This window comes from Enterobacter cloacae complex sp. S2 (assembly GCF_015159675.1).
Taxonomy (GTDB): Bacteria; Pseudomonadota; Gammaproteobacteria; order Enterobacterales; family Enterobacteriaceae; genus Enterobacter; species Enterobacter intestinihominis.
In genome coordinates this window covers 21,907-42,677 of the sequence record NZ_JADDTS010000036.1, presented here as the reverse complement: position 1 = coordinate 42,677, position 20,771 = coordinate 21,907, and the positions used below count along the sequence as shown (strand labels likewise).

The window sequence follows — 20,771 nt, the reverse complement described above, 5'->3', positions numbered from 1 at the left end:
AAATAAAATCTATAGAAAAGAAATCGAAAGTTCAATGGCGTAAAAGAAATAAAACGAAAAGTGTGATCGCGAAAGGAAAGGAGAAAGTCAAGGAAAGGAAAAGAAAGGCCTTACGATCGTCTTCCGTAAGGCCAACAGGGCACACTGTGAAAGGGCTACAGGGAAAGAGCCTGACCCTGGATCCAAATCTGCCGGAGGTGTAAACCCGCATCCAGCGCAATAATATTGGCGCGTTTGCCAGGCGCTAACGATCCCAGCAGGTGATCCATACCGAGCAGACGGGCGGGATGCAGTGAAGCCATATGGATAGCTTGCTCTGGGGCGACCCCCGTATGCTCCACCATATTCCGCACGGCGGCATCCAGCGCGAGCGTGCTGCCCGCAAGCCCGCCTGAGGCCGTGCGGACAACGCCGCCCTGCATCTCGACACTTTCACCACACAACGTATAGCCCCCATCAGGCATACCCGCCGCCTGCATGGCATCGGTAATCAGCACCGTACGATCCTTCGCGCAGCAACAACACAGCCGCATGGCTCCAGGATGAACGTGATGCCCGTCGGCAATAAGCTCCAGCCACGCGCGTGGGTCCGTAAGGCCAGCGCCAACCATGCCGGGCTCCCGGTGGTGTAACCCCGTCATGCCGTTGTAGCAGTGCACCAGCCCGGCTGCGCCTGCATCAAATGCGGCCAGGGTTTGCGCGTATGTAGCGGCGCTGTGGCCCAGCATGACGCGTATCCCTTTTTGCTTGAGGTGATGGATCGCCTTCAGGGCTTCCGCTTTTTCCGGAGCAAGCGCCACTACCCGCAGCGTGTTCTGCGAAACCGCAATCAGATCATCAAGTTCCGCGAGATCCAGTTCGCGAAACAGTTCTTGCGGATGTGCCCCTTTGTTCTGCGGCGTAAAGTACGGGCCTTCCAGATAGCTGCCCAGGACCTGCGCACCGGGGCCACCGACATGACAGCGTCGGGCAATGCGCCGTAACGCGCCATGGATCGCCTCCAGCGGAGCGGTGACGGTGGTAGGCAGAAACGCCCCCACGCCTTCACGCGCTTTATGCATGGCTAACCGGTCCAGCACGTCGGGGGCATCATCCATCACATCCACACCCGCGCCGCCGTGGACGTGGATATCAATGTATGCCGGGCAAAGCAGGTCTGCCTCGCGGGTGTTAATCCCTGCCGGAATCGGCTCGATGGCGGTGATGACGCCTCTATCCATGCGCAGCTGATGGTCATCCAGCCAGCCCTGCCCGGTAAGCAGACGACGCGCGCGCAGCAGCTGGCTCATATCCCTTCCTCGGCGGGCGCTTCCTCGCGACAGCGTGCAAGCTCATCCACCAGGCTGGTCAGGCCGCGATGGCCGCACTCCAGCGCCTGCAAACGAAATGCTTCACTGCTTAACCCGTCGCGCTCCAGAACCATCTCCAGCAAAAGCTGGAGATTGGTGCCGGTGATCACTTCGCTGCCGGGGTGTTGCATCGCGAGGGTAGAGGCCACACGAAACGGCGTACCGCCGAGAAGATCGGTGAGAAACACGATATCGTGTTCTGCATCCAAATCATTCACTGCCTGCTCAAGCTGCGCGGTCAGCCGCGCAGTGGTGGAGCTTTCCGGAAAATCGATGGCGATAAACTGCGGCTGTTCGCCGAGGATTTGCTTCATCGCCTGTTCCAGCCCGCTGGCAAAACCGCCATGACCCGTCAAAATAATGCCTAACATCGCAACCTCTTTGCTTTTACAGGAAGTGACAGAATTTACCGACAACGCCCAGCACCACGGTGATACCAATCAGGCGCAGCGGGCTCCAGCCACGGCGTACCAGCCAGAACATGGTCAGGGTGTAGACCAGCGGCAGAAAGGCGGGCATCAGTTTGTCGATCACGTCGGTTTGCAGTTTGACGACCGCATCCCCGGCTTTGATCTCAAGTGTGGTATTCAGGCGCACATAGGTTGCCACCAGCGCACCAATCACCGTCATCCCGACAATGGACGCAGCATGACCAACCTTTTTGGTGTTGGCCTTGATCAGCGGGATCGCGGCGACACCCATCCGGTAGGCATAGTGCGCCAGACCAAAACGCAGGCCGAGATGCACCACGTTAAACAGCACGATAAAGACCACGGCGCCAAGAATGGATCCCTGTAGCGCCAGGCTGGCGCCAATCCCCCCGCAAATAGGCAGCAGGGTTAGCCAGAACATGGCGTCACCAATGCCACCGAGCGGTGCACCGACGGCAATTTTAGTGCTCTGGATGCTGTTCACATCCTGCTTGGAACGCTCCATTGCCAGAATAATGCCGATGACGAAGGTCACCAGGAACGGGTGGGTGTTAAAGAAGCCCATATGGCCTTTCATGGCGCGCGCCAGGTCCCGCTTATTGGTGTGGATCTTTTTCAGCGCGGGCAGTAGCCCATACAGCCAGCCGGAGGCCTGCATTCGCTCGTAGTTGAACGAGGCCTGTAGCAGCATGGAACGCCAGGCGACACGGTTAATATCCTTTTTCGTTAGCTCAGCGCCAATACTCTGGTCTTCGTAGACGTTTTCATTCACGCCGGTCAGCAGCGTCTCTTCACTTTCAGACACGCCCGGCAGGGTGGTTGGATTAGATGCCATCTTCAAATTCCTCTTTCTGGGCCGCAGGCGCCGTGGGTTCAGGCGATTTGCGCAGCAGGTCGATCAGCGCCATCGCCAGCGCAGCCGCGGCAATCGCCAGCACCGGCAGTTTCAGCCAGGCCGCGGCGACAAAGCCGATAATGAAGTAAGGGATGTAGACGTTTTTCATCATGATCTTCAGCAGCACGGCGAAGCCGATAGCTGGCATGATACCGCCCGCGACGCCCAGACCGTCGATCAGACGTTCCGGCAGGACATCAATGGCGGTTTTCGCATGTTCAGCCCCGAAGTAGATGGGCAGAAACGCACACAGGAAGTAGAAGACGCCGAGCGCCAGCAGTGCCAGATAGTTGACCCGTTCAATACCACGGGTGTCTGCGTTAGCCGCCATGCGATCGCAGCGGGACATCACGCCGGACATCACCGAGAAGAGGAAAGTGATCCCCATCTGAACCGCCACGGCAAACGGCACGGCGACCCCAACCGCGACATCCGGTTTCACGCCTGTGGTAATGGCAAATGTGGTGCCAACGATGGTGCCGATAATCACGTTTGGCGGCTGCGCACCCGCCAGCGGCGCGAGACCCATCCAGACCAGTTCTAACGTACCGCCGGTCAGAATTCCGGTGTGCAGATCGCCCAGAATCAGGCCAACCAGTGGCCCGAGCACCACCGGACGGTGCATGTGTGTTAAGCCGTTAAACATATCCAGGCCCGCGATAAAGGCGAGAAGCCCCAGCGCGAAAGCCTGCAACAGACTGATTTCCATTGTGAATCCCTCAGAGCAGTTTAAAGAGATCCAAAGCAGTCTCTGTTGGAACGCCCTGAACGAAGCATTCCACTCCGGCCGCCTTCAGGCCGTTAAACGCGGCGATATCGTTCGCGTCTACAGATACCGTTTTGGCAATTTGCTGTTTGCCACTGGCGTAATGCATATTTCCGACGTTGATACGGGTGATGGGCACGCCGCCCTCGACCAGCGTTAAAAAATCAGCCGGTGTTTTACAGACCAGCAGAATTTTCTGCCGGTCGGCGGCGCGATGAATGTTGTCGATCACTTTTTGCAGGGACCAGAAACGCACGGCGATGCCTTCCGCAAGCACCATCTCCATCAGGTTTTGCTGAACCGGATCGTCTGCAACCTCGTCATTTGCCACCAGCACCAGGTTCGCCCCCGCAAACCCCACCCACTGTACGCCCACCTGACCGTGGATCAGGCGTTCATCAATGCGGCATAAGACAATGTTTGGCATAGCGTTTTCCTCTTTTTAATTATGCGTGTTGAGTCGTTACGCCTTCGCAGGCGGCATGGTACTGCTGGAGTATGTCCTGAATGTGGTCGAGAATGAGCTCCCGTGGTGTGGACCTGAGAGCACCCTCGCGAACTTTGCTGTACTGCAACGGCAGATACTGGCTGATCAGCGGCAGTGGGATCGGTTCATCCGCCAGGTTGCGTACCAGTCGCTCAAAAGCCTCGTCAATCTGGCTGTCTGGCCAGTAATAGCGCACGCGGTCGGAATAGCTGTAACCGCGGGCCAGGCGACGGGCATTGCCGTCGCCGTGATAGTGGCTTTGCCAGTATTCCGGGCGATCGAGCATCACGTTTTCCAGGACGTGACGCAGTCCTGAGCAGGCTTTTGCCGGTAAAAGCTCTTCTTCAATTGCAGCCAGTGAGAACAGCGCTTCGCGCAGCGCGAAGGTTAGCGCAGGGCCGACTTTCAGAATGGCGAAGTGATCTTTCACCAACTGGCGCAGCGCCTGCGGCGTCTGGTAATCGGTAGAGTGTGCTTCAAATACGAGCGTGTCGTAGGCTTCAACCATCTTGCTCAGTGCGACGGCTTTATGCGGTTGATAGTCACAAACGTGCGCATGGTCGAACTCAACGCCAGGCTGAACCACCAGGCCAATAACGCGCGGCCAGATGTCGCTTAACCCTTCCTTCTCGAATGCGTGGCGGTGTGTCTCAAGCGTGGCACGTGCCGCCTCTGGTGTGGTGACCTCAAGCTCGGTCAGCGTTTCGTGTGCCCCACCGGGAACCGGAACTTCCGTGCCGATAACGTAGACCAGATCCGCTACGCCAAATTGCTCGAGACAGGTGGTTTCGGCAATTTTAGCCAGCCGAGCGGCACGCCCGGCAACGATTGCATCGGTTAAAGGAACCGGATCGTCTTCGCAGGACATGCTGCAATCGAGGTGAATTTTTTTAAATCCGGCCGCCACGTAGCTTCTGATCAGATCGTCGGCGTTCGCCATCGCCTGCAAAGCTGGCAGGTTTTGCCAGCGGTTTGGACCTAAATGATCGCCGCCAAGGATCAGCTGTGAGGTGGGGAAACCGAGGGATCCCGCCAGATTGCAGACAAACCCATAAAAATCGGCGGGCGTCATACCGGTATAGCCGCCAAACTGATCCACCTGGTTTGAGGTGGCTTCAATCAGCAGAGGCGTCTGTTGTGAATGGGCGTAACGAATTGCAGCTTCAAGTACCAATGGATGTGCGGAACAGACGGCGTAAATCCCGTTTGTATTCCCCCGTTTATGTTGTTCCACCATTTCTGTCAGATGTTTCACTTTCCTCTCCATTTCGGATGGTGTTGGTATTCATCTTTCGTTTTGTTTCATTTGATACTGCATTATGGTGGGGTAAAAATAAAACGAAAGATAATAGTTTTCCGATCTGTTTCACAAAAGAAACATAATGAAAGGTTTCAGCGGCGGTTAAGCTTGCGTCTGCTCACCATACAGGGCTTGCATTCCCTCAAAAGAAAGGCGTTAATAAGCAAAACGAAATGAAACGAAAGTTTATTTACTAAGGAGCTCGTATGAGCAGCACCGATTCATCCGCAGAGAAGCGCATCACCGGCACCAGTGAAAGGCGAGAGCAGATCATTCAGCGGTTGCGGGCGCAGGGAAGCGTGCAGGTTAACGATCTTTCTCTTTTATACGGCGTGTCGACGGTGACGATCCGTAACGATCTGGCCTTTCTGGAAAAGCAGGGGATTGCCGTTCGCGCTTACGGCGGCGCGCTGATTTGCGAAGGTAATGCCCCCGGCGTGGAGCCGTCCGTTGAGGACAAAAGTTCCCTTAATACGGCTGTGAAGCGCAGCATCGCGCAGGCGGCGGCTGAACTGGTGAAGCCGGGTCACCGCATTATTCTGGACTCCGGCACCACGACCTTTGAAATTGCTCGCATGCTGCGCCAGCACACCGATGTTATTGCCATGACCAACGGGATGAACGTGGCAAACGCGCTGCTGGAAGCGGAGGGCGTAGAGCTGCTGATGACCGGCGGGCACTTGCGCCGTCAGTCGCAGTCCTTCTATGGTGACCAGGCGGAGCAGTCCTTACAGAATTACCATTTTGACCTGCTGTTCCTGGGCGTCGATGCCATCGATCTCGATCGGGGGGTGAGTACGCACAACGAGGATGAAGCCCGTCTGAACCGGAAAATGTGCGAGGTGGCGGAGCGTATTATCGTTGTCACTGATTCCAGCAAGTTTAACCGTTCAAGCCTGCATAAAATCATTGATACTCAGCGGATCGACATGATTATCGTTGATGAAGGTATTCCGGCGGAAAGCCTGGAAGGGTTACGCAAAAGCGGGATCGATGTGGTGCTGGTCTAAAGAGGCTTTTCCCCTCACCCTAACCCTCTCCCCATAGGGGAGAGGGGACTGCTCGGTGCGGTTTTTTTACCCTCTCCCCGGTGGGGAGAGGACAGGGTGAGGGGCCATCACGTCACCGGCGCCGGGTTAAACACCGCCAGCGAGTTATGCAATCCCCATTGATCGGAGAAGGTTTTCTTCCGCCCGCTTGCCACATCCAGAATGAAGTGGAACAGCTTCCAGCCCACCTCTTCAATACTCTCTTCCCCGGTGGCGATGGTGCCCGCGTTGATATCCATTAAGTCATACCAGCGGTTTGCCAGCTCGGTGCGGGTCGCCATTTTGATCACCGGTACCGCCATCAGGCCGTACGGCGTGCCGCGTCCGGTGGTAAAGACCTGTACCGTAATGCCGGATGCTACCTGCTGGGTGCCGCACACGAAATCACTGGCAGGCGTTGCCGCGTAGATCAGACCGCGTTTGGTTGGTCGCTGGCCAGGTGAGAGCACTTCCACAATCGCGCTCTGGCCGGATTTGGCAATCGACCCGAGGGCCTTTTCCACCACGTTCGCCAGGCCGCCTTTCTTGTTACCCGGAGACGGGTTGGCGCTGCGGTCGGTTTTGCCCATGTCGAGATAGTTATCGTACCAGGCCATCTCCTCCAGCAGGCGTTTGCCCACCTCTTCGTTGACGGCGCGCGGCGTGAGCAGGTGGATAGCATCACGCACTTCGGTGACTTCGGAGAACATCACCGTGGCGCCGCAGCGCACGAACAGATCGGAGGCATAACCTACCGCCGGGTTAGCGGTGACGCCGGAAAACGCATCGCTGCCGCCACACTGTGTCCCAACCACCAGTTCAGAGGCCGGGCAGGTTTCACGCTGGCGTTTGTTCAGCTTCTCCAGATGGCGCTCTGCCACCTGTAAAATGTCGTCGACCATCGATCTGAAGCCGACATGGTGTTCATCCTGAAGACGCACAATACTGGCCTCGTCAACCGGAATGGCTTTCACATCCTCAGTACCCTGCAACAGGCGTTCTGGCTGCAATTTTTCACAGCCGAGGCCAATCACCATCACCTCGCCGCCAAAGTTTGGGTTAAGGGCGATATTGTGGATCGTGCGGATCGGCACGACCGCTGCGGGCGCGTTGATCGCCACGCCGCAGCCGTACAGGTGGTTAAGCCCCACCACGCCGTCAACGTTGGGGTATTTCGGCAGCAGATCGCGCTCAATAATTTTCACCACGTAATCCACGACACCCGCCACGCAATGCACGCTGGTGGTGATGCCAAGCAGGTTTTTGGTTCCCACTCTGCCATCCGCGTTGCGGTAACCTTCGAAGGTATAACCCTCCAGCGGAGGTAACGGCTCAGGGACGCGGGTAGCCAGCGGCAACGTCTCCAGCGGCGGGGCGGTGGGCAGCTCAACCAGCGACTCCTCAATCCAGCTACCCTGCGGGATAGCGCGCACCGCATAGCCGATGACTTCGCCGTAGCGCACGATTTCGCCCTGCGCCGGGATATCGACCAGTGCGACTTTATGCCCCTGCGGAATGTGCTCAATCAGCTCCAGCCCGTCCGGAAAGCGGGTACCCGCTTTTAAGCCATTGTCGTTGACAATAATCGCCACGTTATCGGTATCGTGCACTTTTATATAGAACGCCGTCGGCGCCGCCTGTCGAATTTCAATATCGGCCATTGTTCACTCATCTCCAGCAAAATATCTGATACTAAATATAGCCAGATGGTTAATCGTTTCTTATTGAGGAAATAAAGAATGTCAGGAGAGGAAAAGTGAGAATGTGATCGCGATCGCTCCCGAAACACTAATCGTTGATTCTGTGCATCAGCGCCCACTGCATTGGGCAAATGCTCAAAATAGCGTGCTAACCCCGTTGGATAATTGAGCATTGAGACAATGTGCTGCCGGGTGGTGACGATTATACTGAATGACGATTTTATAACGCCAAAATTCAGCCAGGAAAATAAATATAACGCTGACGCTGAGTCGGAATAAATAAGAAAAGCTACTGGCTAAAACTGCGGAATTAAAAAAGGTATACGTAATGAGTAACGACATCTTCCCGAATAAATTTAAAGCGGCCCTTGCGGCGCATCAGATTCAGATTGGCTGCTGGTCTGCGCTGGCCAACCCCATCAGCACCGAAGTGCTGGGCCTGGCCGGATTCGACTGGCTGGTGCTGGACGGCGAACATGCGCCAAACGATATCAACACGTTTATTCCGCAGCTGATGGCGCTGAAAGGCAGCCACAGCGCGCCGGTGGTGCGTGTACCTACCAACGAGCCGGTGATCATCAAGCGTCTGCTGGATATCGGCTTCTACAACTTCCTGATCCCGTTTGTTGAAACGGAAGAAGAAGCGGTGCTGGCCGTAGCTGCCACCCGCTATCCGCCGGAAGGGATCCGCGGCGTGTCTGTCTCGCACCGCGCCAACATGTTTGGCACCGTGCCGGACTATTTCGCCCAGTCCAACAAGAACATCACCATTCTGGTTCAGATCGAGAGCCAGCAGGGGGTCGATAACGTCGACGCCATTGCCGCGACCGAAGGTGTCGACGGTATTTTCGTCGGCCCGAGCGATCTGGCGGCCGCCTTTGGTCATCTGGGCAACGCCAGCCACCCGGACGTGCAGCGGGCAATCCAGCACATTTTTGCCCGTGCCAAAGCGCACGGTAAACCGTGCGGCATTCTGGCGCCGGTGGAAGCCGATGCCCGCCGCTACCTGGAGTGGGGCGCAACGTTTGTCGCCGTCGGCAGCGACCTCGGCGTATTCCGCGCCGCCACGCAGAAATTAGCAGACGCTTTTAAAAAATAACCATCATTGAGGAAACAGATTATGACGCTGAAAGTGGGTTTTATTGGCCTGGGTATCATGGGCAAACCAATGAGCAAAAACCTCATCAAAGCAGGTTACTCACTGGTGGTTTTAGATCGTAATTCAGACGCGGTGGCAGAAGTGATTGCGGCTGGCGCAGAAACGGCGACAACTGCAAAAGCGATCGCCGAGCAGTGCGATGTCATTATCACCATGCTGCCAAACTCCCCGCACGTGAAAGAGGTGGCGCTGGGTAAGAACGGCATTATCGACGGCGCGAAGCCGGGCCTGGTGGTGATCGACATGAGTTCTATCGCACCGCTGGCGAGCCGCGAAATCAGCGAGGCGCTGAAAGCGAAAGGCGTGGAGATGCTGGATGCGCCGGTCAGCGGCGGCGAACCGAAAGCCATCGACGGTACTCTGTCGGTAATGGTGGGGGGCGATAAAGCCGTGTTCGACAAATACTACGACCTGATGAAAGCCATGGCTGGCTCCGTGGTGCATACCGGTGAAATTGGCGCAGGCAACGTCACCAAGCTGGCAAACCAGGTGATTGTGGCGTTGAACATCGCGGCCATGTCCGAAGCACTGACGCTGGCCACCAAAGCGGGCGTTAATCCGGATCTGGTCTATCAGGCCATTCGCGGTGGTCTTGCGGGCAGCACCGTGCTGGATGCCAAGGCACCGATGGTGATGGATCGTAACTTCAAACCGGGCTTCCGCATCGATCTGCACATTAAAGATCTGGCGAATGCGCTGGATACCTCCCACGGCGTGGGCGCGCAGTTGCCGCTGACTGCCGCCGTCATGGAGATGATGCAGGCGCTGCGTGCGGACGGTCTGGGCACCGCCGATCACAGCGCGTTAGCGTGCTATTACGAAAAGCTGGCGAAGGTTGAAATTGCTCGCTAATGACGTCCCGCCCGGTGGCGTTACGCTTACCGGGCCTACGGCTCAGGCATACAACTATGAAAATCGTAATCGCGCCAGACTCTTATAAAGAAAGCCTGTCTGCCACTGAGGTGGCGCAGGCGATAGAAAAAGGATTTCGGGAAATTTTCCCCGACGCTCATTACGTGTCTGTTCCCGTTGCTGACGGCGGAGAAGGTACGGTTGAAGCGATGATCGCCGCGACGCAGGGCACCTGGCAGCAGGCTGTCGTCACCGGCCCGTTAGGGGAAAAGGTGAAGGCCAGCTGGGGGATCTCGGGCGACGGTACCACCGCGTTTATCGAGATGGCCGCCGCCAGCGGCCTGGTACTTGTTCCTCCCGCGCAGCGTAACCCGCTGGTCACGACGTCGCGCGGGACGGGGGAGCTGATCCTCCGCGCGCTGGATAAAGGCGCGCGCAACATCATTATCGGTATCGGCGGGAGCGCAACCAACGATGGGGGCGCGGGTATGATGCAGGCGCTGGGCGCGAGGTTTACGGATGCGAACGGGACGGAGATCGGCTACGGCGGCGGCAGCCTGATGGCGCTGAACCGTATTGATATTTCTGATCTTGATCCGCGTCTTCAGGGGTGCGCAATCCGCGTCGCCTGTGACGTGACGAATCCGCTGGTCGGTGAAAGCGGCGCGTCGCGTATCTTTGGCCCGCAAAAAGGCGCCACGGAGGAGATGATCCTCGAACTCGACGCCAGTCTTAGCCACTACGCCAACGTGATCAAAAAATCGCTGCGCATTGACGTCAACCCGGTTCCGGGGGCAGGAGCGGCGGGCGGCATGGGCGCGGCGCTGATGGCCTTCCTGGGCGCTGAGCTGAAAAGCGGCATTGAGATTGTCACTCAGGCGCTCAATCTTGAAGAACATATTCACGACTGCACGTGGGTGCTGACGGGAGAAGGGCGCATCGACAGCCAGAGCATTAATGGCAAAGTGCCCGTCGGCGTGGCGAGCGTCGCCAAAAAATACCATAAGCCGGTGATAGGGATTGCCGGAAGTCTGACGCAGGATGTTGGTGTGGTGCATCAGTACGGCATCGACGCGGTGTTCAGCGTATTGACCCGCATCGGTTCACTGGAAGAGGCGTTCCAGGGAGCGTACGACAACATTTACCGCGCCTCGCGCAATATCGCGGCCACATTGCAGGTAGGCATGCGTAGCCAGGGGTGACAGCGGCGCGCAAACCCTCTATACTGCGCGCCGAAGCTGACCAGACAGTCGCCGCTTCGTCGTCGTCCCTTTCGGGGGAGACGGGCGGAGGGGAGGAAAGTCCGGGCTCCACAGGGCAGGGTGCCAGGTAACGCCTGGGGGGGAAACCCACGACCAGTGCAACAGAGAGCAAACCGCCGATGGCCCGCGTAAGCGGGATCAGGTAAGGGTGAAAGGGTGCGGTAAGAGCGCACCGCGCGGCTGGTAACAGTCCGTGGCACGGTAAACTCCACCCGGAGCAAGGCCAAATAGGGGTTCACATGGTACGGCCCGTACTGAACCCGGGTAGGCTGCTTGAGCCAGTGAGCGATTGCTGGCCTAGATGAATGACTGTCCACGACAGAACCCGGCTTATCGGTCAGCTTCAACTTCTTACGAAACCCCGCTTCGGCGGGGTTTTTGTTTTCTGAAGGTTGCATGCCGGGTCAGCGAAGCGCCAAACGACATCAATTCTCAATTTTGCGACGCCAAGCACATTTCACTGCTTTACCGATTATGCGTTCCTTTCATCTGCTGCGCATGATCGTAATCATAAAATTTAACGCTATAAAATTAGAAAATTTTAGTGTTGAACAGATGTTGTGAATGTTGACTCAGTGATGCTGAATGTTATTCATTTGATAATTTAATATTGAATCTAAAAACATTCTTCTGGTGAATGTGTGATATATCCCACTCTTTAACCGGAAGCTGAGAAAATATTCCTGATAAAGTTGATAAACCACAAAAATGTTTTAAAAGAATAATGATGGTTTATTAACCTTTAATTGCCTGAAAGATAGTCTTTATTAATATTGTTAAGGCAAAAAAATTCATGCTGGTTATTGCCATAAAATAAATTTATTACCGCGGATTTTGTTGATCAATATCAGCGTAATTGCGTATTTTTAGCTATCTAACTGATTGAATAATAAGATTATAAATCGATTTTAAATGTGGTTGTAAAAAGGGCATCCTGGCAAATTGTGAGTAACAGCACATACCCCCTGAAACAATATTGGGTAGAATCCGCTGCGTCATAGGGAAATAAGCGCAGAATATTATGAATACTATTATTCTACCGAAAACACAGCACCTCGTGGTATTTCAGGAAGTCATCAAAAGTGGCTCTATAGGTTCTGCTGCAAGACAACTGGGGCTGACGCAACCTGCCGTCAGCAAAATCATCAGCGACATCGAATCTTACTTTGGGGTGGAAGTGATGGTGCGTAAAAACACCGGCGTAAAACTCACTGCCGCCGGTCAGGTGCTGCTGTCCTACGCTGAGTCGATCACCCGCGAAATGAAAAACATGGTGAGCGAGATCAACAGCCTCAGTTTCAGTACCGTCATGGACGTCTCCTTCGGCTATCCGTCGCTGATTGGCTTCACCTTCCTGTCCGGGATGATCAAAAAATTCAAGGAAGTGTTCCCGAAGGCGCGCGTCTCAATGTATGAAGCGCAGCTCTCTTCATTCCTGCCCGCCATTCGCGATGGCCGGCTGGATTTCGCCATCGGCACGCTGAGCGACGGGATGTTGCTCCAGGATCTTCACGTTGAGCCACTCTTTGAATCTGAGTTTGTGCTGGTGGCGAGTAAATCACGAACGTGCACCGGCCCGACCAGACTGGCATCGCTCACGCACGAGCAGTGGGTGATGCCGCAAACCGATATGGGCTACTACAACGAACTCCTGACCACCCTGCAAGATAACCACATCAGCATTGAAAACATCGTCCAGACCGATTCTGTCGTCACCATCTATAACCTTGTCCTCAATGCCGATTACCTGACGGTGATCCCCCGTGACATGATTGCGCCATTCGGCTCGGACCAGTTTATTGTCCTGCCGGTGGAAGATGCATTACCTGTGGCGCGTTATGCTGCCGTGTGGTCAAAAAATTACAGTATTAAAAAATCGGCGTCAGTATTAGTTGAACTGGCAAAACAATATTCGTCGATGAATATCGAAAAACGACGATAGAAATAATGATGATTTAAAATACCCGGAGCGACGATTTTTAACGCTCTGATACCCTGACTTTGCCTGAAAACAATGAATTATTATAACGAGGATATTATGCACATTACTTACGATCTCCCGGTGACCATTGACGATATTCAGGACGCCAGAAAAAGACTGGCGGGAAAGATCTATAAAACCGGTATGCCGCGCTCAAATTATCTGAGCGAACGGTGTAAGGGTGAGATATTCCTGAAATTTGAAAATATGCAGCGTACCGGTTCGTTTAAAATACGTGGGGCGTTTAATAAATTAAGCTCGCTGACCGATGCGGAAAAACGCAAGGGCGTGGTTGCCTGTTCCGCAGGGAACCACGCGCAGGGGGTGTCGCTCTCCTGCGCCATGCTCGGCATCGACGGCAAAGTGGTAATGCCTATGGGCGCGCCGAAATCCAAGGTGGCCGCCACGCGCGACTACTCCGCCGAAGTGGTGCTGCACGGCGAGAACTTTAACGACACTATCGCCAAAGTGAGCGAAATCGTCGAGATGGAAGGGCGCATATTTATCCCGCCTTACGACGATCCGAAAGTGATCGCCGGTCAGGGCACCATCGGCCTGGAAATCCTCGAAGATTTATACGACGTGGATAACGTGATTGTTCCCATCGGCGGTGGTGGTTTAATTGCCGGTATTGCGACAGCAATTAAATCCATCAACCCAACTATCAATATTATCGGCGTGCAGTCTGAAAACGTGCACGGAATGGCGGCGTCGTATCAGGCCGGTGAAATAACGAACCACCGCATTACCGGCACATTAGCAGACGGTTGCGATGTGTCTCGCCCGGGTAATTTAACCTTCGAAATCGTTCGTGAACTGGTTGACGACATTGTGCTGGTCAGCGAAGACGAGATTCGCAACAGCATGATCGCGCTTATTCAGCGAAATAAAGTGGTTACGGAAGGTGCTGGCGCGCTGGCGTGCGCGGCGTTATTAAGCGGCAAGCTGGACCATTATATTCAGGGCCGTAAAACCGTCTGCATTATTTCCGGTGGCAATATTGATCTCTCCCGTGTTTCCCAAATTACCGGCTTCGTTGACGCATAAAGGTGACCTATGAGCAACACAGAAAGCATTATCGTTGGCCAGACAAAAACGTCCTCCTGGCGTAAATCGGATACCACCTGGACGCTCGGCCTGTTTGGTACCGCCATTGGCGCTGGCGTGCTGTTCTTCCCCATCCGCGCAGGCTTTGGTGGCCTGATCCCTATTCTGCTGATGCTGGTTCTGGCGTTCCCCATTGCCTTTTACTGCCACCGCGCGCTGGCGCGTCTGTGTTTGTCCGGCAGTAACGTCTCCGGCAACATCACCGAAACGGTGGAGGAGCATTTTGGTAAGACCGGCGGGGTGGTGATCACCTTCCTCTACTTCTTTGCCATTTGCCCGCTGCTGTGGATTTACGGCGTCACCATTACCAACACCTTTATGACCTTCTGGGAAAACCAGCTCCAGATGCCTGCCCTGAACCGCGGCGTGGTAGCGCTGTTCCTGCTGCTGCTGATGGCCTTTGTGATCTGGTTCGGTAAAGACCTGATGGTGAAGGTGATGAGCTACCTGGTGTTCCCGTTCATCGCCAGCCTGGTGCTGATTTCTCTCTCGCTGATCCCGTACTGGAACTCAGCGGTGATCGACCAGGTTAACCTGAGCGATATCGCCTTCACCGGTCATGACGGCATTCTTGTCACGGTGTGGCTGGGGATTTCCATTATGGTCTTCTCCTTCAACTTCTCGCCTATCGTCTCCTCGTTTGTGGTCTCCAAGCGCGAAGAGTACGAGCCGGAGTTTGGTAAAGAATTCACCGAGCAGAAATGTTCCAAAATCATCGGTCGCGCCAGCCTGCTGATGGTGGCGGTGGTGATGTTCTTCGCCTTTAGCTGCCTGTTTACGCTCTCTCCGCAGAACATGGCGGACGCCAAAGCGCAGAACATTCCGGTGCTCTCTTACCTGGCGAACCACTTTGCGTCGATGTCAGGCAGTAAATCCACGTTCGCCACGGTGCTGGAGTACGGCGCGTCCATCATCGCGCTGGTCGCTATCTTTAAATCCTTCTTCGGCCACTACCTGGGCACGCTGGAGGGGCTGAACGGCCTGATCGTTAAGTTCGGCTACAAGGGCGACAAGAAGAACGTCTCCGTGGGCAAGCTGAACACCATCAGCATGGTCTTCATCATGGGCTCCACCTGGATTGTGGCCTATGCCAACCCGAACATTCTGGACCTTATTGAAGCCATGGGCGCGCCAATTATCGCCTCTCTGCTGTGCCTGCTGCCGATGTACGCCATCCGCAAAGCACCGGCGCTGGCGAAATACAAAGGCCGGACCGAGAACATCTTCGTAACCGTGGTCGGCCTGCTGACCATTCTGAACATCGTGTACAAACTGTTTTAAACCAAAGCTCAGGAAGAGCGGAGCCATACCATGATTGAGTTTCCGGTAGTACTGGTCATTAACTGCGGATCGTCCTCTGTTAAGTTTTCGGTGCTGGACGCCGCAGGCTGCGATGCCCTGCTGACGGGCATTGCGGACGGCATCAACACAGAAAAAGCCTTTATTTCCGTGAATGGGGGTGAGCCAGTCAGACTGGCTCATCAGGACTACGAAGGGGCGCTGGCCGCCATCGCCCTGGAGCTGGAGAAGCGCGACCTGATGGGCAGCGTGGCTTTGATTGGCCATCGCATTGCCCACGGCGGCGATCTCTTCAGCGAGTCGACCCTGATCACGGAAGAGGTGATGGAGCAGATCCGCCAGGTCTCCCCGCTGGCGCCGCTGCATAACTACGCTAACCTGAGCGGCGTGGAAGCCGCAGAGCGACTCTTCCCCGGGGTGCAGCAGGTGGCGGTATTTGATACCAGCTTCCACCAGACCATGGCGCCGCAGGCGTATCTGTACGGCTTGCCGTACCGCTATTTTGAAGAGCTGGGCGTGCGCCGCTACGGCTTCCACGGCACCTCTCACCGCTACGTGGCGGCGCAGGCGCACGCGCTTCTCGGGCTCTCCGCCGAAGACAGCGGCCTGGTGATTGCCCATCTCGGCAACGGGGCGTCCATTTGCGCGGTGCGTAACGGCGTAAGCGTGGACACGTCCATGGGGATGACGCCGCTTGAAGGACTGGTGATGGGCACGCGCTGCGGCGACGTAGATTTTGGCGCGATGGCGTGGGTTGCCAGGCAGACCGGCCAGTCGTTCGAGGATCTGGAGCGTGTGGTCAACAAAGAGTCGGGGCTGCTGGGGATCTCCGGCATCTCCTCCGATTTGCGCGCGCTGGAGAAAGCCTGGCATGACGGCAACGAGCGGGCACGGCTGGCAATAATGACCTTTGTCCACCGGATTGCACGACATATCGCCGGTCATGCCGCATCCCTGCACCGTCTGGATGGCGTGGTGTTTACCGGCGGGATCGGTGAGAACTCCGTGCTTATCCGCGCGCTGGTGGTGGAGCACCTGAAGGTGTTTGGCATCATCCTCGACGAGTCCAAAAATGCCCTGCCGGGCAGCGCGGGTGAGCGCGTGATCTCCACCGAGTCGTCCCGCGCGGCCTGCGCGGTGATCCCTACCAATGAAGAAAAAATGATCGCGCTGGATGCCCTCCGTCTTGGGAAGGTCACCCCGGCTGCGGCTTACGCCTGATAAAGCGAGAATCTGATGAAAGTAACAATCGATACGGGCGTCGCGCCTTACAGCGACGCATGGGCCGGGTTTCGCGGTGAAGAATGGAAAAACGCCGTTAACGTGCGCGATTTTATTCAGCATAACTACACCCCTTATGAAGGCGATGAAGCTTTCCTCGCGCAGGCGACGCCAGCAACGACGGCGCTGTGGCAGAAGGTGATGGTCGGCATTCGCCAGGAGAATGCCACCCACGCTCCGGTGGATTTTGACACCAACATCGCCACCACCATTACCGCGCACGGGCCGGGCTATATTGACCAGGAGCTGGAGACGATCGTCGGCCTGCAAACCGACAAGCCGCTCAAGCGGGCCCTGCATCCGTACGGCGGGATCAATATGATCCGCAGCTCGTTCGAAGCCTACGGTCGCGAGATGGATCCGCAGTTTGAATATCTCTTCACCGACCTGCGCAAAACCCACAACCAGGGCGTATTTGACGTTTACTCTCCGGAGATGATGCGCTGCCGAAAATCCGGCGTGCTCACCGGTCTGCCGGACGGCTACGGGCGCGGACGCATTATCGGCGACTACCGTCGCGTGGCGCTATACGGCATCAGCTATCTGGTGCGCGAGCGTGAACTTCAGTTCGCCGATCTCCAGGGGAAACTGGAGCGCGGAGACGATCTGGAGGCCACGATCCGCCTGCGCGAGGAGCTGGCGGAGCACAAACGTGCGTTGCTCCAGATCCAGCAGATGGCGGCGAACTATGGCTTTGATATTTCACGTCCGGCGATGAATGCGCAGGAAGCGGTGCAGTGGGTCTACTTTGCCTACCTTGCCGCAGTGAAATCCCAAAACGGCGGGGCGATGTCGCTGGGGCGCACGGCCTCGTTCCTCGATATCTACATTGAACGCGACATGCAGGCAGGAAGGCTGAACGAGGTGCAGGCCCAGGAGCTGATCGACCACTTCATCATGAAGATCCGCATGGTGCGCTTCCTGCGCACGCCGGAGTTCGACACGCTCTTCTCCGGCGATCCGATCTGGGCCACGGAAGTGATCGGCGGCATGGGGCTGGATGGCCGTACGCTGGTGACCAAAAACAGCTTCCGCTATCTGCATACCCTGCACACCATGGGGCCTGCGCCGGAGCCAAACCTGACGATCCTCTGGTCCGAACAGCTGCCGATCGCTTTCAAGAAATACGCCGCGCAGGTCTCGATCGTCACCTCCTCGCTGCAATACGAGAACGATGATCTGATGCGTGCCGACTTTAACAGCGACGACTACGCCATTGCCTGCTGCGTCAGTCCGATGGTGATCGGCAAGCAGATGCAGTTCTTCGGCGCACGCGCCAACCTGGCGAAAACGCTGCTGTACGCGATTAACGGCGGGGTGGATAAGAAGCTGAAGATCCAGGTGGGGCCGAAAACCGAGCCGCTGCTGGATCAGGTACTGGATTACGACACCGTAATGGCGAGCCTCGATCACTTCATGGACTGGCTGGCAGTGCAGTACATCAGTGCGCTGAATCTCATTCACTACATGCATGATAAATACAGCTACGAAGCCTCGCTGATGGCGCTGCACGACCAGGACGTTTACCGCACCATGGCCTGTGGCATTGCCGGGCTGTCGGTGGCGGCGGATTCCCTGTCAGCCATCAAATACGCCACGGTAAAACCGGTGCGCGACCACACCGGTCTGGCGGTCGATTTCGTCATCGAAGGCGACTATCCGCAATACGGCAACAACGACGATCGCGTGGACAGTATCGCCTGCGATCTGGTTGAGCGCTTTATGAAGAAAATCCAGGCGCTGCCGACGTACCGCAACGCCGTGCCGACGCAGTCGATCCTGACCATCACCTCCAATGTGGTTTACGGGCAGAAGACCGGCAACACGCCGGACGGACGTCGCGGCGGTACACCGTTTGCGCCTGGCGCCAACCCGATGCACGGGCGCGACAGAAAAGGGGCGGTGGCGTCGTTGACCTCGGTCGCCAAGCTGCCGTTCACCTATGCCAAAGACGGGATCTCCTACACCTTCTCCATCGTGCCGCAGGCACTGGGCAAGGACGAGCTGGTGCGCAAAACCAACCTTGTCGGGCTGCTGGACGGGTACTTCCACCACGAAGCGACCATCGAGGGCGGGCAGCACCTGAACGTCAACGTGATGAACCGGGAGATGCTGCTGGATGCCATCGCCCATCCGGAGAACTATCCGAACCTGACGATCCGCGTTTCAGGCTATGCGGTGCGGTTTAACGCTCTGACGCGCGAGCAGCAGCAGGACGTGATTTCGAGAACGTTTACGCAGGCGATCTAACACAGGCCCCATCTTCAGCCTCCTCAGATGAGGAGGCTTTTAATTTTGTGAACACCGTCAATTTTAGAAAACTCGCTCTCTTTTCTGCTATCCCGAAGTAATATTTTCCTCTTGCCTAAGGAAATCCCTATAAAAGTTGTGACTTTTTTCTCCCGCGCTCCGGATATGATCTCCCCATACCAATAACTCACACCTGCACCCTCTGACTCGCAATCGCTGGCGATCGGAACCTTATAAAAACAAATCGTTACCCTACAAAATAAGCGAGTGCCCAATGAATATGGCAACAAACAGCAGTGTGATTGTGAGTGATTCCCCTGCGGCAAGGCGGGCGGGAATGAGCGAAAGCGAATGGCGAGAGGCGATCAAATTCGACAGCACCGATACGGGCTGGGTCATCATGAGTATCGGGATGGCTATCGGCGCGGGTATCGTTTTTCTTCCGGTGCAGGTCGGGTTAATGGGGCTATGGGTGTTTTTACTCTCGTCGATAATTGGTTATCCGGCTATGTACCTGTTCCAGCGCCTGTTTATTAATACGCTAGCGGAATCACCGGAATGCAAAGATTACCCGAGCGTCATTAGCGGTTATTTAGGTAAAAACTGGGGCATCTTATTGGGTGCGCTTTATTTTGTGATGCTGGTGATCTGGATGTTTGTCTATTCCACGGCTATCACCAACGACAGCGCATCCTACCTACACACCTTCGGCGTAACCGACGGTTTGCTGTCGGAAAATCCGTTCTACGGCTTATTCCTGATCTGCATTCTGGTCGCCATTTCGTCGCGCGGTGAAAAACTGCTGTTTAAAGTCTCCAGCCTGATGGTGCTGACCAAATTATTTGTGGTTGCGGCGCTGGGGCTTTCGATGATTGGCCTCTGGCATTTAGCCAACGTCGGTATGCTGCCGCCGATGGGCCTGCTGATTAAAAATGCCATTATTACGCTGCCTTTCACCTTAACCTCCATTCTGTTTATTCAGACATTAAGCCCGATGGTGATTTCCTATCGTTCACGGGAAAAATCCGTAGAGGTGGCGCGTCATAAGGCGCTGCGGGCAATGAATATCGCTTTTGGCGTGCTGTTTGTGACGGTCTTTTTCTACGCTGTCTCCTTCACCCTAGCGATGGGGCACGACGAGGCGGTAAAAGCCTACGAGCAGAATATTTCCGCCCTGGCAATCGCAGCACAGTTTATCAGCGGTGACGGCGCGGGCTGGGTCAAAATTGTCAGCGTAATCCTCAATATTTTCGCTGTGATGACCGCGTTCTTTGGCGTCTATCTCGGCTTTCGTGAGGCGACGCAGGGCATTGTGATGAACATCCTGCGCCGCAAAATGCCGGCGGAGAAAATCAATGAAAATGCCGTCCAGCGCGGGATTATGCTGTTCGCCATCCTGCTGGCCTGGAGCGCGATTGTGTTAAACGCGCCGGTGCTGAGCTTCACTTCCATCTGTAGCCCTATTTTCGGGATGGTGGGCTGCTTAATTCCGGCGTGGCTGGTCTACAAAGTGCCCGCACTTCATAAATATAAAGGCGTATCGCTGGTGATTATTGTGATTACCGGGCTGCTGCTTTGTGTTTCTCCTTTCCTCGCCTTCTCATGAGGTTAAATAAGGTCGTAA

At 55.7% G+C, this 20,771-nt stretch carries 17 protein-coding genes and 1 other RNA gene; 11 read left to right on the top strand and 7 right to left on the bottom strand.

Going from position 1 to position 20,771, the window contains the following annotated elements; genetic code table 11:
- Positions 1 to 155: 155 nt before the first annotated feature.
- Genes nagA through kbaZ form a run of 6 tightly spaced genes read right to left on the bottom strand, consistent with a single transcriptional unit; the run spans position 156 to position 5,195 of the window.
- Complete coding sequence (nagA, locus tag IPZ49_RS16360; protein ID WP_022649496.1) at positions 156 to 1,289, bottom strand: N-acetylglucosamine-6-phosphate deacetylase; 1,134 nt, start codon at positions 1,287 to 1,289, stop codon at positions 156 to 158.
- Positions 1,286 to 1,720 carry a PTS galactosamine/N-acetylgalactosamine transporter subunit IIA gene (agaF, locus tag IPZ49_RS16355; protein ID WP_032626392.1) on the bottom strand — a complete coding sequence of 145 codons (435 nt, stop codon included), beginning with the start codon at positions 1,718 to 1,720 and terminating at the stop codon, positions 1,286 to 1,288. The genes nagA and agaF overlap by 4 nt, the downstream gene beginning before the upstream one ends.
- Positions 1,721 to 1,736: 16 nt before the next feature.
- A complete protein-coding gene (gene agaE / locus IPZ49_RS16350; protein WP_022649494.1) occupies positions 1,737 to 2,615 on the bottom strand; it encodes a PTS N-acetylgalactosamine transporter subunit IID in 879 nt (292 codons plus the stop codon).
- A complete protein-coding gene (gene agaW, locus IPZ49_RS16345) occupies positions 2,605 to 3,384 on the bottom strand; it encodes a PTS N-acetylgalactosamine transporter subunit IIC (RefSeq protein ID WP_003861730.1) in 780 nt (259 codons plus the stop codon). The genes agaE and agaW overlap by 11 nt, the downstream gene beginning before the upstream one ends.
- A gap of 10 nt (positions 3,385 to 3,394) precedes the next feature.
- On the bottom strand, positions 3,395 to 3,868 hold the full coding sequence (gene agaV / locus IPZ49_RS16340; protein WP_003861728.1) for a PTS N-acetylgalactosamine transporter subunit IIB: 474 nt from the start codon (positions 3,866 to 3,868) through the stop codon (positions 3,395 to 3,397).
- A gap of 19 nt (positions 3,869 to 3,887) precedes the next feature.
- A complete protein-coding gene (gene kbaZ, locus IPZ49_RS16335) occupies positions 3,888 to 5,195 on the bottom strand; it encodes a tagatose-bisphosphate aldolase subunit KbaZ (RefSeq protein ID WP_063146527.1) in 1,308 nt (435 codons plus the stop codon).
- Positions 5,196 to 5,434: 239 nt separating this feature from the next.
- Between kbaZ and IPZ49_RS16330 the strand changes: the two genes are divergently transcribed.
- Positions 5,435 to 6,238 carry a DeoR family transcriptional regulator gene (locus IPZ49_RS16330; protein WP_015571958.1) on the top strand — a complete coding sequence of 268 codons (804 nt, stop codon included), beginning with the start codon at positions 5,435 to 5,437 and terminating at the stop codon, positions 6,236 to 6,238.
- A gap of 107 nt (positions 6,239 to 6,345) precedes the next feature.
- On the opposite strand, the gene garD is transcribed toward IPZ49_RS16330, so the two are convergent.
- Positions 6,346 to 7,917 (bottom strand): galactarate dehydratase, encoded by a 1,572-nt coding sequence (garD, locus tag IPZ49_RS16325; RefSeq protein WP_063146528.1) that lies wholly within the window; start codon positions 7,915 to 7,917, stop codon positions 6,346 to 6,348.
- A 367-nt stretch (positions 7,918 to 8,284) separates the two neighbouring features.
- On the opposite strand from garD, the gene garL reads away from it, so the two are divergent.
- The 10 genes from garL (at position 8,285) to IPZ49_RS16275 (ending at position 20,753) form a co-directional block, all read left to right on the top strand.
- On the top strand, positions 8,285 to 9,055 hold the full coding sequence (gene garL / locus IPZ49_RS16320) for a 2-dehydro-3-deoxyglucarate aldolase (RefSeq protein WP_003862676.1): 771 nt from the start codon (positions 8,285 to 8,287) through the stop codon (positions 9,053 to 9,055).
- Positions 9,056 to 9,076: 21 nt separating this feature from the next.
- Positions 9,077 to 9,967: a 2-hydroxy-3-oxopropionate reductase gene (gene garR / locus IPZ49_RS16315; protein ID WP_063146529.1), complete on the top strand. Its 891-nt coding sequence runs from the start codon at positions 9,077 to 9,079 to the stop codon at positions 9,965 to 9,967.
- 56 nt (positions 9,968 to 10,023) lie between these two features.
- Positions 10,024 to 11,169: a glycerate 2-kinase gene (garK, locus tag IPZ49_RS16310; protein ID WP_022649489.1), complete on the top strand. Its 1,146-nt coding sequence runs from the start codon at positions 10,024 to 10,026 to the stop codon at positions 11,167 to 11,169.
- A gap of 32 nt (positions 11,170 to 11,201) precedes the next feature.
- Positions 11,202 to 11,578, top strand: an RNA gene (gene rnpB / locus IPZ49_RS16305) — RNase P RNA component class A.
- A gap of 672 nt (positions 11,579 to 12,250) precedes the next feature.
- Positions 12,251 to 13,171, top strand: a complete 921-nt coding sequence (gene tdcA, locus IPZ49_RS16300) for a transcriptional regulator TdcA (protein WP_023298702.1) — start codon at positions 12,251 to 12,253, stop codon at positions 13,169 to 13,171.
- 96 nt (positions 13,172 to 13,267) lie between these two features.
- Positions 13,268 to 14,257: a bifunctional threonine ammonia-lyase/L-serine ammonia-lyase TdcB gene (gene tdcB, locus IPZ49_RS16295; protein ID WP_063146547.1), complete on the top strand. Its 990-nt coding sequence runs from the start codon at positions 13,268 to 13,270 to the stop codon at positions 14,255 to 14,257.
- Positions 14,258 to 14,266: 9 nt separating this feature from the next.
- Positions 14,267 to 15,598 (top strand): threonine/serine transporter TdcC, encoded by a 1,332-nt coding sequence (gene tdcC, locus IPZ49_RS16290; RefSeq protein WP_022649486.1) that lies wholly within the window; start codon positions 14,267 to 14,269, stop codon positions 15,596 to 15,598.
- Positions 15,599 to 15,628: 30 nt separating this feature from the next.
- Positions 15,629 to 16,837 carry a propionate kinase gene (tdcD, locus tag IPZ49_RS16285; protein ID WP_023298700.1) on the top strand — a complete coding sequence of 403 codons (1,209 nt, stop codon included), beginning with the start codon at positions 15,629 to 15,631 and terminating at the stop codon, positions 16,835 to 16,837.
- 15 nt (positions 16,838 to 16,852) lie between these two features.
- Complete coding sequence (gene pflB / locus IPZ49_RS16280; RefSeq protein ID WP_063146530.1) at positions 16,853 to 19,147, top strand: formate C-acetyltransferase; 2,295 nt, start codon at positions 16,853 to 16,855, stop codon at positions 19,145 to 19,147.
- Positions 19,148 to 19,421: 274 nt separating this feature from the next.
- A complete protein-coding gene (locus tag IPZ49_RS16275; protein WP_022649483.1) occupies positions 19,422 to 20,753 on the top strand; it encodes an amino acid permease in 1,332 nt (443 codons plus the stop codon).
- Positions 20,754 to 20,771 lie beyond the last annotated feature (18 nt).